Origin of the sequence: Paraburkholderia sp. RL17-383-BIF-A (genome assembly GCF_046028015.1) — a bacterium.
Classification (GTDB): Bacteria; Pseudomonadota; Gammaproteobacteria; order Burkholderiales; family Burkholderiaceae; genus Paraburkholderia.
On sequence record NZ_JARESR010000027.1, the window covers coordinates 32,059 to 46,924 of the forward strand.

13 protein-coding genes are annotated in these 14,866 nt (G+C 62.6%); 6 read left to right on the plus strand and 7 right to left on the minus strand.

The annotated features are described in order from the left end of the window. Positions 1–112 precede the first annotated feature (112 nt). Positions 113–565 carry a CBS domain-containing protein gene (locus tag P0D71_RS26050; RefSeq protein WP_408482784.1) on the plus strand — a complete coding sequence of 151 codons (453 nt, stop codon included), beginning with the start codon at positions 113–115 and terminating at the stop codon, positions 563–565. 72 nt (positions 566–637) lie between these two features. Here the strand turns inward: P0D71_RS26050 and P0D71_RS26055 are convergent, their stop codons facing one another. Genes P0D71_RS26055 through P0D71_RS26070 form a run of 4 tightly spaced genes read right to left on the minus strand, consistent with a single transcriptional unit; the run spans position 638 to position 7,156 of the window. After that, complete coding sequence (locus P0D71_RS26055) at positions 638–1,762, minus strand: ABC transporter permease (RefSeq protein WP_091803269.1); 1,125 nt, start codon at positions 1,760–1,762, stop codon at positions 638–640. Between the two features lie 2 nt (positions 1,763–1,764). Then, positions 1,765–4,539: a ribosome-associated ATPase/putative transporter RbbA gene (gene rbbA, locus P0D71_RS26060; protein ID WP_408482786.1), complete on the minus strand. Its 2,775-nt coding sequence runs from the start codon at positions 4,537–4,539 to the stop codon at positions 1,765–1,767. Positions 4,540–4,559: 20 nt separating this feature from the next. After that, positions 4,560–5,633 carry an HlyD family secretion protein gene (locus P0D71_RS26065; protein ID WP_091803266.1) on the minus strand — a complete coding sequence of 358 codons (1,074 nt, stop codon included), beginning with the start codon at positions 5,631–5,633 and terminating at the stop codon, positions 4,560–4,562. Further along, on the minus strand, positions 5,630–7,156 hold the full coding sequence (locus P0D71_RS26070) for an efflux transporter outer membrane subunit (RefSeq protein ID WP_408482788.1): 1,527 nt from the start codon (positions 7,154–7,156) through the stop codon (positions 5,630–5,632). Before P0D71_RS26070 ends, P0D71_RS26065 begins: the two co-directional genes overlap by 4 nt. A gap of 402 nt (positions 7,157–7,558) precedes the next feature. Here P0D71_RS26070 and P0D71_RS26075 point away from each other — a divergent pair, with 402 nt between their 5' ends. The 4 genes from P0D71_RS26075 (at position 7,559) to P0D71_RS26090 (ending at position 10,266) form a co-directional block, all read left to right on the plus strand. Continuing rightward, on the plus strand, positions 7,559–8,590 hold the full coding sequence (locus P0D71_RS26075; RefSeq protein WP_408482790.1) for an alpha/beta fold hydrolase: 1,032 nt from the start codon (positions 7,559–7,561) through the stop codon (positions 8,588–8,590). Between the two features lie 373 nt (positions 8,591–8,963). Beyond that, the gene (locus P0D71_RS26080) at positions 8,964–9,488 is read left to right on the plus strand and encodes a phasin family protein (RefSeq protein ID WP_091803257.1); all 525 of its coding nucleotides are present in this window, start codon (positions 8,964–8,966) and stop codon (positions 9,486–9,488) included. A gap of 104 nt (positions 9,489–9,592) precedes the next feature. After that, positions 9,593–9,904 carry a hypothetical protein gene (locus P0D71_RS26085; protein WP_143048396.1) on the plus strand — a complete coding sequence of 104 codons (312 nt, stop codon included), beginning with the start codon at positions 9,593–9,595 and terminating at the stop codon, positions 9,902–9,904. A 74-nt stretch (positions 9,905–9,978) separates the two neighbouring features. Beyond that, positions 9,979–10,266 (plus strand): hypothetical protein, encoded by a 288-nt coding sequence (locus P0D71_RS26090; protein ID WP_408482791.1) that lies wholly within the window; start codon positions 9,979–9,981, stop codon positions 10,264–10,266. 39 nt (positions 10,267–10,305) lie between these two features. Here P0D71_RS26090 and hmpA read toward each other — a convergent pair whose 3' ends face one another. After that, on the minus strand, positions 10,306–11,487 hold the full coding sequence (hmpA, locus tag P0D71_RS26095) for an NO-inducible flavohemoprotein (RefSeq protein ID WP_408482793.1): 1,182 nt from the start codon (positions 11,485–11,487) through the stop codon (positions 10,306–10,308). 111 nt (positions 11,488–11,598) lie between these two features. On the opposite strand from hmpA, the gene norR reads away from it, so the two are divergent. Further along, complete coding sequence (gene norR / locus P0D71_RS26100) at positions 11,599–13,191, plus strand: nitric oxide reductase transcriptional regulator NorR (RefSeq protein ID WP_408482861.1); 1,593 nt, start codon at positions 11,599–11,601, stop codon at positions 13,189–13,191. A 235-nt stretch (positions 13,192–13,426) separates the two neighbouring features. On the opposite strand, the gene P0D71_RS26105 is transcribed toward norR, so the two are convergent. Together P0D71_RS26105 and P0D71_RS26110 are read right to left on the minus strand one after the other, a co-directional pair. Continuing rightward, a complete protein-coding gene (locus P0D71_RS26105; RefSeq protein ID WP_408482795.1) occupies positions 13,427–13,717 on the minus strand; it encodes a hypothetical protein in 291 nt (96 codons plus the stop codon). A gap of 185 nt (positions 13,718–13,902) precedes the next feature. After that, the gene (locus P0D71_RS26110; protein WP_091803238.1) at positions 13,903–14,715 is read right to left on the minus strand and encodes a DNA-binding transcriptional regulator; all 813 of its coding nucleotides are present in this window, start codon (positions 14,713–14,715) and stop codon (positions 13,903–13,905) included. Between the last annotated feature and the right edge of the window lie 151 nt (positions 14,716–14,866).

Sequence of the window (14,866 nt, forward strand, 5' to 3'; positions counted from 1 at the left end):
TCGGACACTCTCTCAGTTGACTGTAGTCAATGGTTGGTTCGTTCATCCGGATAATCTGAATTGGATTGAGTCCCGGCGAGTCATGGACTCTCTTCTCGGGAGGATACGGAAAATGAATGCGGGCGATATCTGTACAAGAGACGTTGTGACGTGCGGACTGAACACGACCGTGCTGGAAGCATGCCGGATCATGCGCGATCGTCACGTTGGGGATGTCGTGGCCGTGGAGACCAGCGCGGATGGAAAGCTTCATGCCCGTGGCGTGCTGACCGACCGCGATATCGTGCTGGCGGTTGTAGCACGAGAAGTCGATGCGTTCGGGCTTTTCGTCGGCGATGTCATGTCCTCGCCGCTCATCGTCGCGTACGAGGGGGAAGACGTGTGGCAACTCGTCAAGCGGATGCGATTGCATGCCATACGGCGCATGCCGGTGGTCAGCGAGTCGGGTGAACTGGTCGGGCTGCTTTCGTTCGACGATCTCCTCGACGCGGCATGCGCATTCCTCGCCGAACTATCCCTTGTGACAGCGCGGCAGCCGCATTTCGAGGAGAAAAATCGCGCCTGAGCTTTTCTGCCGCATCAGGCATGTGTGCGGGGCACGAGGGTCGTCTGGCGTGCGTCGGCCCAAGCATGCAAGTCAGGCCATCTGACCGATGGTTCTGCGAAAACGCTGCAATGCCATTGCAAACAGAACCGACCCGATCGCGATCAGAATCAGGAACGGCCGCCACGCGACATCGAGGCCGGCGCCGCGATACAGGATGGCCTGCCCAAGCTCGACGAAGTGAGTCGTGGGTGCGAAAAGCATAACGTCCTGCACGATCTTCGGCATGCTTTCCCGCGGGGTGATGCTTCCGGACAGCATTTGCAAAGGCAGCAGCACGAGGACCACCAGCATGCCGAACTGCGGCATGCTGCGCGCGAGCGTCGCCATGTAAATGCCCATCGAGGTCGTGGCGAACAGATGCAGCGCGGTGCCGACCATGAACAGGGCCACCGAGCCTTCAATCGGCACATGCAGCGCGCCGCGCACCACGAACGTCAACGAGGCCGTGGCCACCACCATGACCACGAGCCCCATCGACCAGATTTTCGCCAGCATGATCTCTGCCGGCGTGACCGGCATGACGAGCAGATGTTCGATCGTGCCGTGTTCGCGCTCGCGGATCAGCGCGGCGCCGGTGAGGATGATCGACAGCATCGTGACATTGTTGATGATTTCCATCAGCGCGCCGAACCAGGTCTGATCGAGGTTCGGATTGAAGCGCATATGCACGGCGAGATCGACGGGCGGCGCGGCGGTGTCGCGGTAGCGCGCCGCAAATCCGGCAATCTCGTCGGTCACGATCTGCTGCACGTAGCTGCTGCCCGTGAACGCCTGACTCATGCGGGTCGCGTCGACATTCAACTGGATCGATGCGGATCTTCCGGCCAGCACGTCGCGCTGGAAGTTCGGCGGAATGTCGAGCGCGAACGTGTATTCGCCCGTATCGAGCCCGCGGTCGACCTGCGCGGGGGTGATCAGGCGCGCAATGCCGAACTGCGGCGGGAAAAACGCCGAGGCGATGCGGGCGGACAACGGCGAGGCGTCTTCGTCGACGATCGCGATCGGCGCCATATGCAGCGTGTCGGGTTGTGCGGTAGCGGCGGAATAGATCGCCACCGTGAAGGTGTAGGCGATCAGCACGAGCATGGTCGGGTCGCGCCACAGGCTCCACAGTTCCTTGACGCCGAGGCGGTAGATGTTCGAGAGGCGGCGCACAGTCAGGTCTCCTGCTTCTTGAGCAACGCCGTGGTCAAGCCGAGAACCACCGGTATGGCGGCAAGGAGCGGCCAGAATTGCGCCTGAAGATCGGCGAATCCCAGCGCCTTGTTGATGACACCGCGGCTGATCGTGAACATGTAGGTCGCCGGATAGATGGAGCCGATAATCCGCCCGCTGCCTTCCATCGACGACAGCGGATTGATCAGGCCGGAGAACTGGATCGCGGGAATGAGCGTGCCGATCATCGTCAGGAAGATGGCGGCGATCTGGCTGCGGGTGAACGTGGATGCCAGCATGCCGATGCCGGTCGCGACGATGCTGTACACCAGCACGGCGGCAAGCAGTGTCAGGAAGTTGCCTTTGACCGGCACGCCGAAAGCGATCCGCGCCAGCAGCGTCATCAGCAGGAAATTGAGCACGGCTAGTAACACGTAGGGCACCTGCTTGCCCATCAGGAACTCGCTGCGCGTGACCGGTGTGACATACAGATTGATGATCGAGCCGAGCTCACGCTCCCGCACGACCGCCAGCGCGGTCAGCATGGCCGGCAGCATGAGGAGCAGCAGCGGGATGATCGCGGGCACCATCGCGGGCGCGCTCCTCACGTCGGGGTTATAGCGAAAGCGCGTCTCGATGTTGACCTGCGGCGCGGGCGTCATGCCGAGCCGGTGAATGCTCTGCTCCATCAGCCAGGCTTGATGGAGCCCGAGCACATAGCCACGGATGGTTTCCGCGCGCTGCGGCATGGCGCCGTCGATCCACACGCCGAGTTGCACGGGCGTGCCGCGCTCCAGGTCACGTGCGAAGTGCGGCGGAATTTCGATCGCGAGCGACAGCTTGCCGCCGCGCATGCGCTTGTCCAACTCGTCGTAGTCGCTGAGCGGGGCCTGTTCCACGAAGTAGCGCGAGCCCGACATGTTCAGCGCATAGTCGTGACTCAGTTCAGTCTGGTCGCGGTCGAGGACGGCGTAGGTGAGACTTTCGACATCGAGACTCACGCCATAGCCCATCACGAGCATCAACACCAGCGAACCGAGCAGGGCGAGCGTGGCGCGCACAGGGTCGCGGCGCAGTTCGAGCGCCTCTCGCCACATATAGGTGAACGCGCGGCTGAGGCTGAAGGCGCTCGGGCGTGAGCGGTTCGGCGACTCGGGCAGCGCGCCCGTGCCGGATTCGCTCGCGCTTGCCGGCGCTTCGATCGTGGTTTCGACGCTACCGCCTTCTTCCGCCTTGTCGGCACCCGCTTCGACCAGGTAGCCGATGAAGGCCTCTTCGAGCGTCGCCGCGCCGCGCAAGCGTACGAGTTCGGCCGGTGACCCGGTCGCGAGCACGCGGCCGGCATGCATCAGCGAGATGCGGTCGCAGCGCTCCGCTTCGTTCATGAAATGCGTCGAGATGAAGATCGTGACCTTGTCGCGGCGGGCGAGCTGGATCATCAACTGCCAGAAATTGTCGCGAGCGACAGGGTCGACGCCTGAAGTCGGTTCGTCGAGTATCAGCAGCTCGGGCTTGTGCACCATGGCGACGGCCAGCGAGAGGCGTTGCCGCATGCCGAGCGGCAGGCTGTCGGGCAACGCGTCGCGTACTTCGTCGAGGCCGAAGCGGCTCACCATCTCGTCGACTCTGGCGGCGATCGCCTCTGGCGGCACATGAAAGAGCTGTGCATGCAATATCAGGTTCTGCTGAACCGTCAGTTCGCCATACAGCGAGAATGCCTGCGACATGTAGCCGACGCGGGCGCGCGTGTCGATGTCGTTGGGATCGACTTCGCGTCCGAACAGCCTGGCCGTGCCTTCGCTCGCGGGCAGCAGGCCGGTTAGCATTTTCATCGTGGTCGACTTGCCGCAACCGTTGGAGCCGAGAAAGCCGAAGATCTCGCCGCTGCGAATGCGAAAGCTGACGTGGTCGACCGCGACGAAATCGCCGAAGCGCATGGTCAGATCGCGGGCTTCGATGGCGAGCTCGCCCGCGGCATCGGCGGGCAGTGGTTCGACGACGACCGGCTGGTGACCGCGGCGCCGTTCCTCGGGCAACAACGCGATGAACGCCGCTTCCAGCGTGTCGCTGTTCGTGCGCGTGAGCAGGGCGCGCGGCTCGCCGGTTGCGAGGATCCGGCCCGCGTCCATCGCGACGAGCGTATCGAAGCGTTGAGCTTCGTCCATGTAAGCCGTCGCGACGATCACGCTCATGCCGGGGCGGCCCGCGCGAATACGCGCGATCAGATTCCAGAATTGCGCGCGAGCGAGCGGATCGACGCCGGTGGTCGGCTCATCGAGAATCAGCAGATCGGGGTCGTGGATCAGCGCGCAACAGAGCGCCAGCTTCTGTTTCATGCCGCCGGACAGTTTGCCCGCCGGCCGCGCGAGAAACGCCTGAAGGCCGGTGCTGCGAGTCAGCGAGTCGATGCGCTGGCGGCGCTCGGCGGCATCGTGGCCGAAGAGCCGCGCGAAGAATTGCAGGTTCTCCTCGACCGTCAGCGTCGGGTACAGATTCTTGCCCAAACCCTGCGGCATGTAGGCGATACGAGGGCAGACGAGCGCGCGGTGCCGGCGCGAGCGCATGTCGCCGCCCAGCACTTCGACGGCGCCTTGCTGAATGGCGCGGGCGCCCGCGGCAAGCGCCAGCAGGCTGGACTTGCCGACGCCGTCCGGGCCGATCAGCCCGGTCATGCGGCCTGCCGGAAAATCCAGCGTGAGGTTGTCGAGCGCAACGGTCTTCGCGTAACGCAGCGCGACGTCGCGCAGCCGGACGACCGGCGGGGCGTCTGCCGTCATCGCGCCACTCACTGCGCCTTTCACTGCGGCACCTTGATCGCGAGCGAAGCGGGCCACGCGGCATGCTGATCGATCCTGATCCAGGCGACACCCGGCAGGCCTGTCTTGACGAGCTTCAGATGCTGGAGCAGCAGTTCGCGGTTGATCCTCGCCTTGACGCGGAACATCAGTTTTTGGCGCTCACTGGTGGTTTCCACGGTCTTCGGCGTGAACTGCGCGGTGCTGGCCACGAACGAAACGGTCGCGGGAATCACATAGTTGGGCGCCGCATCGAGTATCACGCGCACTTCGGCGCCGAGTGCGACCTTGCCGACTACCGTCTCCGGCAGGAAGAACGTCATGTAGACATCGGAAAGATCGGCGATATTCAGGACCTTGCCACCTGCTGGGAGCACTTCGCCGGCCTCGGCGATCCGATATTGCACGCGGCCGTCACGTGGCGCCGTCAACTGGCTGTCGCTGATGTCGGCTTCCACACGCGCCACGGTCGCGAGCGCGGCATGCTCCGCGGAATGCGCGGCGACGAGTTGCGCGCGCGTTGCATCGACGGCGGCCTGGGCTGCGGTGACCTGAGCGCTCGCGGCGCGCACCGTGGCTTGCGCGCCGCGCTCGCGGGCGCGATCGTCGTCGAGTTCCTGCATGGAGGACGCGCCGTCGCGCGACAGGGTTTCCGAGCGCGCCAGTTTGCGGCGCGCGGCGTCGAGTTCGCTTTCGCGCTGGGAGACCACGGCTTCGGCTGCCACCTTGTCGCTCTGCCGCTGCACGACCTGCGCTTCGATGCTGAGCGCGGTGTTGATCGCCTGCTGATGCTGTGCGCGGGCTTCGGCGAGTTGCGCGTCGAGCACGGTCACTTGCATCGTCGCAAGCGGCTGCCCCGCCTTGACGAAGTCGCCTTCGTCGACGGTAATGGTTTCGACACGGCCAGGCAGTTTGGTCGCCACGTCGATTTCGGTCGCCTCGATGCGGCCATTGCCGCTCACGAAACCTGCCGCGGGACCCGAGTCGTGCACCATCGTCCACGCGTAGTAGGAGGCCGCAACGATCACGGCCAGTAAGGCAACGGCAGCTATCTGTTTCTTTCTGCTGGGGCTCATGGCAATGGGCCTTGATTGAGTGTGATGTCAGCGGCTGAAGGCGAGGGCGTCGGTTCCGCGTCCTGCACGCCTCCACCGAGCGCGGCATACAGCGCGACGCGGCTCGCGAGCAAGGCGCGGCGCGTCTGGATCAGCTGCTGTCGAGCGTTGAGCAGGTCGCGCTGTGCGTCGAGCACTTCCAGAAAGGGCGTCGCGCCGTTGTCGTACCGGAGCCTGGCAAGGCGCGCGCGCTCGGACTGCGCGACGAGCGTGTCGGTTTCCGCCTGAACCTGCGCGGCAAGCCACTCTCGCGCCGAGAGTGCGTCGGCTACGTCGCGAAAGGCTTCTTGAATGGTCTTTTCGTATTGCGCCACCGCTTCGCCTTCGCGGGCGTTGGCAAGTTCCAGGTTGTTGCGATTGCGCCCGGCGTCGAAGATGGGTAGCGAGATGTTGGGCATGAAGATCCACGCGCCGCTACCCGAGGCGAACAGGCTATGCAGATCGGTGCTCGTCGAGCCGACCGCACCAGTGAGCGTGACGCGTGGAAAGAACGCCGCGCGCGCCGCGCCGATATTCGCATTGGCGGCGCGCAGCCGGTGTTCCGCCGCGACGATGTCCGGACGCCTTTCCAGCAACGATGACGGCAGTCCTGCCTGCAGGTCCGCGTACACGCTCGCGTCGTCCAGCGGGGCAGACTGCAACGGGGCGGGTGCGCCGACCAGTACGGCGAGCGCGTGGGCCTGAGTGGCGCGCGACTGTTCGAGCTGCGCAACCAGCGTCTGCGCCTGCTGCAACAGAATTTCCGACTGCCTGAGATCCAGCTTCGAGATCGCGCCGACTTCGAAGCGTCGGCGGAAGATGCGCAGCGATTCCGAACGGCTCGCGATCGTCTCCCTCGCCACGGCAATGCGCTCATCGAGTTCGCGCAGCAGCAGGTAATTGTCCGCGACGTTCGCGATCACGCTGAGGGTGGCCGCACGGCGCGCGGCGTCGCTCGCCAGAAATTCTTCGAGGGCCGCGTCTTTCAGGCTGCGTACGCGGCCCCAGAAGTCGAGTTCCCAATTGCTTTCGGTTAGTCCGACCTGATACGCCTCGGCGTCGATACTTCCGCCTGGCAGCAACACGCCGGGCGCGCGGAAACGGACATAGGAGCCGCCGGCGGCGATCGTCGGAAAAGTATCGGCGCGGCGAATGCCGTAGGTTGCACGCGCTTCTTCGACACGCCTCACGGCAATGCGCAGATCGCGGTTTCCACTGAGCGCCTGCTCGATCAAGGCCTGCAGTTGGGCGTCGGGAAAGTAGCTGCGCCAGTCGATCTGAACCGTTGGCGATGTGCCGTCGGCGGGTGCTGGAGCGTCGGCGGACGGAGCGGCGGCCCACGTATCCGGAACCGGCAGCGCGGGACGCACATAGGACGGCGCGAGCGACATGCATCCGCCCAGGTTGAGCGCCGCGGCCAGTGCGAGCGCCGATGCGAACCCTGTGCCGCTGGGAGGCGAGCGGCGTGTTGCTGGCGGCGGTCGTGAGTGCGACGATGAGAACATGAGAGCGTGTGAGTCTGGTGAGTTCGGTGGGATGCTTCGATCGAGGCAACGGCCTGTGCCGGCGCCGACTACGCAATGCGCATCGCGCTCGCCGGGCAGGCGAGCGATGACGTTCGAGTCGACGCGTTGCATGCGTCAAGACCGGACCCGCGACCGGATCCTGAAGCGCTTATCCTGCAAATACTTATAACCGACGCTACCGATGGGACAACTTGATCTGGATCATCCCGTTACGGACTGGTCGGGCCCGTTTTCTGTGTATCGCAATGTATCCACTCCGCGGCCCGATACATGACGTTTCATTCGCGGACATTGGCGACACAAGCCAGATACGTGTGGAAGGTCTAATGCTTCCAGGCCGGTTCATCTGGCTCAACGCTTTCGCACATAAGGGGAATAGCCATGTCTGAACAGATCAATGATCGGCGTCGTCGTTTGCTGGGGACGGCCGTTGCGGGCCTCAGCCTGATGGAACTCGGGCTGAGCGGACGCGCCCACGCGCAGTCCGGCGGCACGAAGACTGGATCGCGCGTCACGTCCTTCGATAACCTGAAGCAGATCAACGCCGGGACGCTCAGCATGGGATATGCGGAAGCGGGCCCGCAGAATGGACCCGTGGTGATCCTGCTGCACGGTTGGCCCTACGACATCTACAGTTTCGTCGAAGTCGCACCGTTGCTCGCCGCCGCCGGCTACCGGGTCATCGTGCCGTATCTGCGCGGCTACGGCTCGACGCGGTTCCTGTCGGCTGACACACCCCGCAATGGCCAGCAGGCGGTCGTCGCCGTGGACATCATCGCGTTGATGGATGCGCTGAAGATCGACAAGGCGATTCTCGGCGGCTTCGACTGGGGCGCGCGCACGGTGAACATCATCGCGGCGCTGTGGCCGGAGCGATGCAAGGCGATGGTGTCGGTGAGCGGCTATCTGATCGGCAGTCAGGAAGCCAACCGGACGCCGTTGCCGCCGAAGGCGGAACTGGCATGGTGGTATCAGTTCTACTTCGCCACGGAGCGCGGCTATGCGGGCTACGAAGCGAACCGCCACGACTTCAACAAGCTGATCTGGCATACGGCATCGCCGAAATGGGATTTCGACGATGCAACCTTCGAGCGTTCGGCGGAATCGTTCAATAATCCGGACCACGTCGCGGTGGTGATCCACAACTATCGCTGGCGTCTGGGGCTGGTCAAGGGCGAAGCGCAATACGACGCGCTGGAGAAGCGCCTCGCCCAGGCACCGGTCATTACCGTGCCGACCATCACGATGGAGGGCGACGCGAACGGCGCGCCGCATCCCGAACCGGCCGCGTACGCGAAGAAGTTCACCGGCAAGTATGCGCACCGGAACATCGGCGGCGGTATCGGGCACAACCTGCCGCAAGAGGCGCCCAAAGCATTCGCCGATGCGATCATCGACGTCGCCCGGTTCTGAGGGCGATTGACCGTCCCGCGCCTGCCGCGTCGATCTATTCGACGCGGCCGCGCTGCATGACGCGCTCGTGCGCATCGCGCCCACCAGTGTGATTCACCCGTTGACCGACCTGCCGCCGCTGCCAGAAAGCCGCACTCGCCACCGTCCCAAACCGCTCGATTCTTCAGTCAAATCACCCTGATTGACCAGGGGTATTTACCTACAAAACAGTACGCCAGACGCCGGTTTAACAAAGTTAGAATGTTTCATCTAATTCTGCGCGGCAGAAGCGATTCGAGGGGGCCGGGGCTGTTGGGTCAGCATCTGCATGCTTGCGAGCTGTTTTCGCCCACCTCGTATCGAGCGATTTGTGGGCTTAACGAAGGAGTGCAGAGTGGTTTTTTCGACGCCAGATCAATTTATCTCGATGCAAAGTGCCAATGTTGCTGTCGCGTTTTCGTTGGTACAGCAAACATTCCAGTATGTTGAAGACCTGACCAGATTGAACCTGCAGGCCGCCAAGGCCACGCTCGCCGAGAGCGAACAGGCCTGGCAACTGGCATTCTCCGGTAAGACACCCGTCGAATTATTCGTTCAGCAAGCCGGTAACGCGAGACCGGCAGCGGAGAAAGTGCTGTCTTATAACAGTCACGTACTTGGCATTGCGAATCACGCGCAGGCCGAGTTTCTGAAGGTATTCGAAGATCGCTGCGCCCAGTCCAACGCAAGAATGCAGACGGTCGTAGACGACTTTGCGCGCAATGCCCCGGCCGGTTCCGAGGTCGCGGTCACCGTCTTCAAGTCGGCGGTTTCCAGCGCGGGCGCCGCCTACGACGCAATGCGCAAAGCCACCGCGCAAGCCATTGCCATGGCGCAGGCAGGTCAGCCGACAAGCCCTGTGCCGACGCGCGCCAAATAAAGACAATCAGCCAACAGCAATGCTCATGCAGCCTGGCGGAAACGTTTCAGGCCTGTTGTTTCGCTTTCCTGTAAGCAGGACGGATCAGCCGATTCGGAGACGAAATGGGTATCGCATTGCTTGCCAACTCGTTCGAAGGTCGATCCGAAGGCGCTTTTAAGTTAGCCGGGAATGTAATGGGAAGTCACGCGTCTTTTAAGAACGATCTTTTGCATATCGAAACGATAGTCACAACGCTTGAGAGATTGACTTCAAAAGGTGATTCGGTGGCTTGCACGTCGTTAGTGAACGAGCCGGGTTATTGGCGTCGGCGCATCGAGGCGATACTGAATCAGCGCGAAATATCCAAAGTCGATCGCGAGCATGCGGACGCTTTGCTCAGGCGACTGCGCGGCATCGTCAAAACGTCATCGTAAAGCGTAAGAATCGAGCGGACATCCGAATACCGCGGCAAACGCGGAAATAGCCAAGTCCACAGCAGGGGCAAGACATGACCCAAGAAGGTTCTGAGAGCGGTTTGAAAGTGCTGACGGCCCACGCTTCAGGCCGTTATCGACTTGTGGTGCGCGCGGCACTTCACGGTACGCGCATTGCCGCCATCTGGCAGGTGCTACTGCCATTTTCCCGCAACGTCGAAAAGGTCGACGTGACGACGCTGCCCGCCAGCGGTGTCGAGGAGGTCACGATTGCACTCGCGCAAGCGCAATGCGAATGGGTGGATGCCATGATCGCGCGCTTCAGGAGCATGCCGTGGGTGACAAGCGCGACGCTTTGCTGAGCGGCATGTCCGGCACAACCGTGACCCATTCACTAGCGGTTATTCCAGCGCCGCGGCCGGGCCGAAGAATTCATATCGGCTTTGCGACTCCGGCACGCCGATCGCTTTCAGGTGCTTCTTGACGGCCTTCATGAACGCGATCGGTCCGAGAAAATAGACGTCGACGTCGCGCGTTTCCGGCAGCCACGCATCGAGACGCGTTTCGTCGAGATAGCCGATGCCGTGCGCGTCGGCATCATTCGCGCGGCGTTGTTCGTAGCAATAGAAACGCTTCAATTTCGGATGACGCGCGGCCAGTTGCTCGATCGCGTCGCGGAACGCATGCACGCCGCCATGACGCGCGGAGTGAATGAAGTGGACGGTGCGATCGGTATTCAGCGCGGCTTGCAGCATGGCCAGCGTCGGTGTAATGCCCACGCCGCCGCTGATCAGGACCAGCGGCTTGTCGCTATGTTCGAGCTTGAAGTCGCCGGCCGGCGCAAACAGTTCCAACGTGTCGTTCTCGTTGACGCGCGTGTGCAGATGGTTCGATACCTTTCCGTTCGGTTCGCGCTTCACGCTGATACGGTATTCGCGGCCATTCGACATGGCCGAGAGCGAGTAATTGCGGCGCACTTCTTCGCCGTCGACCGTGAGCCGCACGCCGATATATTGTCCCGGATGAAACGCGAGTAACTCGCCGTTATCGTCGGGGCGCAGATAGAACGACGTGATCTCGTCGCTCTCCCGCACTTTACGGGCGACGCGAAAGAGCCGCGTGCGGCGCCAGCCGCCCGGCGCCGCTTCCCGCTCGGCGTAGATTTTTTCTTCGAGCCCGATCAGCAGATCGGCGAGTTGCTGATAGGCGGCGGCCCACGCTGCGATGACCGCATCCGTTGCGATTTCTGCGCCGAGCACTTCGCGGATGGATCTGAGCAGGCACTGTCCGACAATCGGATAGTGCTCCGGCAGGATATTCAACGCGACGTGCTTGTTGATGATCTGCGAGACCAGTCCGCCGAGTTGTTCGAGTTGATCGATGTGGCGCGCGTACATCAGCACGCCGTTGGCCAGCGCGCGTTGCTGCGCGCCGCTTGCCTGGTTCGCGAGGTTGAACATGGGACGCACTTCCGGATGCTCGCTGATGAGCATGTTGTAGAAGTGCGTGGTCAACGCTTCGCCGCCGCTTTCCAAAAGAGGAACGGTGGCTTTGACGATGGCGCGGTGTTCGGCGGAAAGCATAGGAAGTCCTGGTTGGTGGTGGATAGTCAGTCAGCTTCGACTGTCGTGCTTTTCTATCCATGTTTCGTGCCAGGTATAAAATGCAATTAAATCAATGATGTGAATTCCATGATGGTCAATTCGACCTTGGTCGGAAAGACTCCTGCCGGAGTCAATCTGACTGCACAAGATTTACTCGACGTCCTGACGCCCCTGATCCTCGATCTTTCGCGCGACCTGACCGACCGCGAGCGCTACCGGCGCCTGCTCAGCAGCTTGCGGGCGCTGTTTCCCGGCGATGCCGCCGCTTTGTTGCGTCTGGAGGGCGACACGCTCGTGCCGCTCGCGATCGACGGATTGAGCAGCGACACGCTTGGGCGGCGTTTTCGTGTCAGTGACCACCCGCGCTTCGAGCAACTTCTATCGCGGCCCGAGCCGACGCGTTTCGCCGCCGATTCCGATTTGCCGGATCCGTATGACGGCCTCGTGCAAGGCGCGTCTGGGCATCTCGAAGTTCACGATTGCCTCGGATGTCCGCTGTTCGTTCGTGGCCGCCCATGGGGTCTGCTCACGCTCGATGCGCTGGATCCGGCGCGCTTCGACAGCATCGACATGGCTTCGTTGCAGGCGTTTCTGAGCCTGGCTGCCGCCACGGTGAGTGTCGTCGAGCGAATCGATACGCTGGCGCGCAGCAGCGAGGAAGAGCGGCGCCGCGCCGAAGCCTACCGGCAGGCGAGCAGCCAGAGCCGGCGCGAGATGATCGGCAGCAGTGACGCTCACACGCAACTGGTGCGGGAAATCGAAGTCGTGGCGGGCAGTGATCTGACCGTGCTGATCACCGGTGAGACCGGCGTCGGCAAGGAACTCGTGGCCAACGCGATCCATGCGCTTTCGTCGCGGGCGAACAAGCCGCTCATCAGTCTGAACTGTGCTGCGCTACCCGATACGCTGGTCGAGAGTGAACTGTTCGGGCATGTGCGCGGAGCGTTCTCCGGCGCGTCGTCGGACCGGCGTGGCAAGTTCGAGCTGGCGGACGGCGGAACGATTTTTCTCGACGAGGTGGGAGAGTTGCCGCTTATGGTGCAGGCCAAGCTTTTGCGGGTCCTGCAAAACGGCCAGCTGCAACGAATCGGCTCGGACCACGAACACAAGGTCGACGTGCGGCTCATCGCGGCAACCAATCGCGATCTCGCCGAAGAGGTGCGCGCGGGGCGGTTCCGCGCCGATCTCTACCATCGTTTGAGCGTCTATCCGTTACGCGTGCCGCCGTTGCGCGAGCGCGGCCGCGATGTGCTGCTCCTTGCCGGTTTTTTTCTTGAGGAGAATCGCTCGCGGCTCGGCCTGCTGAGCCTGCGTCTCGCGGCGGACGCGCAAGCCATGCTGTTGCGCTATCCGTGGCCGGGCAACGTGCGTGAACTCGAGCATCTGATCGGGCGAAGCGCGCTCAAGGCACTGGCCGCGAATCGGGAGCGCCGCCGGATCCTGACGTTGACCGCCGCCGACCTGGCGCTGTCGTCTACACCAGACGAAGCCAGAAGTGAGACACCCGCCGATACAGCAGGCAGCGAAACCAGGGACTTCCGCAGCGCGGTGACCGAGTTCGAGCGAGCCACCGTGCTCGACGCGTTGGCGCGTCACAACCAGAATTGGGCGGCCGTCGCGCGTGAACTCGGCCTTGATCGGGCGAATCTGAACCGCTTAGCCAAACGGCTTGGACTCAAATGAGCCGGCGTCGAGAACGGATCCACGCCGCCGGCCGGCTGTTACTCCGCGATTGAAAAACGCGCCGGCCGCTTTTGCGGTGCTTTGCGGGGCCGCTCAATGCGCCGGTTGGCGCCGCGAATGAAGAGAATGGCGCAAATGGCCACCATGGACCAGATGCAGAGAATTACCGTTAGAGCGCTCATTTCAGTTATCAGAAGTTGAGACTGCGATTGATGCTGCCCGGCCTGCCGGCCGGTCAATGTGTCGTATGCGGACCGGTGCCGTCGAACAGAAGTTCGTCGATCAGACGCGTGGCGACCGCCAGTTGCTGTTCGAGCGATGCGCGCGCTAATTCCGCGCCCGCCGCGTCGCCGCGTGCCACTGCTTCGTAGGTCTGCGTCGCGAGGCACAACACGCTTTCCGACGCGAGGTGCAACCCGCGCATCGTTCCCGCGTCGGCGCCCGGCACCGGGCTGGTCCATTCAGTACTCGAAACAGGCGGCAAGCCGATTTCGAATTCGTTATCTTTGTCGTGGCGGGAAGACATCGCAGGCTCCTGGCGCGATTGGCATGATGGCAGTGTGCTCCGGCAGGGCGGGTTTCAATCCGTCGAACAGAAGCCTGTTTTTTGGTCAATCTGCGGTAGTTGGGTGGGCGAAGTATTCCGCTGAAGAATAGACGCTCTTCGGGCTGTAGTAAACCCTAAGAAACCCCCGGCGGCGCTGCATCTTCTCACTCAGGCTTCTTTCCCTCTGGCTCGTCCTGCGACTCTAGTTCCGCCACCATTTCGCTCACCGCGATCTGGAGTTCCGGCACGTAGCGCCGTTTTGCCTCCGCGAGGGTCACTGCTCGCGAGAGAAACACCACATTCAGACTCCCCAGCACCCGTTCGCGCGAGACGATCGCAACCGCGACCGCCCCGATCTTGCTTTGCGCGGACCAGTCTCCGTGATTGGAGCCGAAGCCGTCCGCGCGCACCCGCTTGACCAGGCTTCTTATCAATTTGTCGTTCGAGGCGAGGGCTTTCTGTTCTTCACCGCCCGCGCCTGAGCGCAGCAAGTCGAGAATGTCCTCGCGCTCGCCGTCGGGACACATCGCAAAGTAGGCGCGCCCAGCGGCGGTCAGCAGAATCGGCAAACGGCGCCCGACCATAGAACGGTGAAACGAGAGCGGACTGAAACGGTGCGTCGTCTCGCGGATGATCATCGCGTCGCCGTCCGGCGTGGTCAGATCCGAAGGCCACGCAACGCGCTGCAATAGCTGCCCCATGATCGGCGGCGCAATCGTCGCAATCCGTTCGTTGTCCGTAAAACCTTCGCTTAACGAACGCACCTGGAGCGTCAAGCGAAAACTGTCGTCCGACGCGCTACGACGCACGAATCCTTCCTCCATCAACGTCTCCAGCAGCCGCCGCGCCGTGGTGCGATGCAGGCCGGTCAGGTCGCTGATCTGCTGGCTGGTGGCGCGGCCGCTGTCCATGGAGTTGAGCGCCTGCAACACTTGCAGGCCGCGCGCGAGACCTCGCACACTCGTATATTTCGTCACCGAAAAACCTCAATAAATCAACTGTGTGCATTGTATGCACATTTTTCACAAATTGTTGAGGTGATCCGGTGCGAGTCCTAGACTGCGATCAAATCAACGATTCAAGGAGACGCGAGATGCCGCATCCCATGCGCGACTTTTCGCCATGGCG

Bases quoted from the DNA above. Each gene is read 5' to 3' on its own strand.
- P0D71_RS26085 (WP_143048396.1), top strand. From the start codon at position 9,593: ATGGGTATCGCATTGCTTGCCAACTCGTTCGAAGGTCGATCCGAAGGC.
- P0D71_RS26065 (WP_091803266.1), bottom strand. From the start codon at position 5,633: ATGAGCCCCAGCAGAAAGAAACAGATAGCTGCCGTTGCCTTACTGGCC.
- rbbA (WP_408482786.1), bottom strand. From the start codon at position 4,539: ATGACGGCAGACGCCCCGCCGGTCGTCCGGCTGCGCGACGTCGCGCTG.
- hmpA (WP_408482793.1), bottom strand. From the start codon at position 11,487: ATGCTTTCCGCCGAACACCGCGCCATCGTCAAAGCCACCGTTCCTCTT.
- P0D71_RS26090 (WP_408482791.1), top strand. From the start codon at position 9,979: ATGACCCAAGAAGGTTCTGAGAGCGGTTTGAAAGTGCTGACGGCCCAC.
- P0D71_RS26050 (WP_408482784.1), top strand. From the start codon at position 113: ATGAATGCGGGCGATATCTGTACAAGAGACGTTGTGACGTGCGGACTG.
- P0D71_RS26070 (WP_408482788.1), bottom strand. From the start codon at position 7,156: ATGTTCTCATCGTCGCACTCACGACCGCCGCCAGCAACACGCCGCTCG.
- P0D71_RS26105 (WP_408482795.1), bottom strand. From the start codon at position 13,717: ATGTCTTCCCGCCACGACAAAGATAACGAATTCGAAATCGGCTTGCCG.
- P0D71_RS26075 (WP_408482790.1), top strand. From the start codon at position 7,559: ATGTCTGAACAGATCAATGATCGGCGTCGTCGTTTGCTGGGGACGGCC.
- norR (WP_408482861.1), top strand. From the start codon at position 11,599: ATGGTCAATTCGACCTTGGTCGGAAAGACTCCTGCCGGAGTCAATCTG.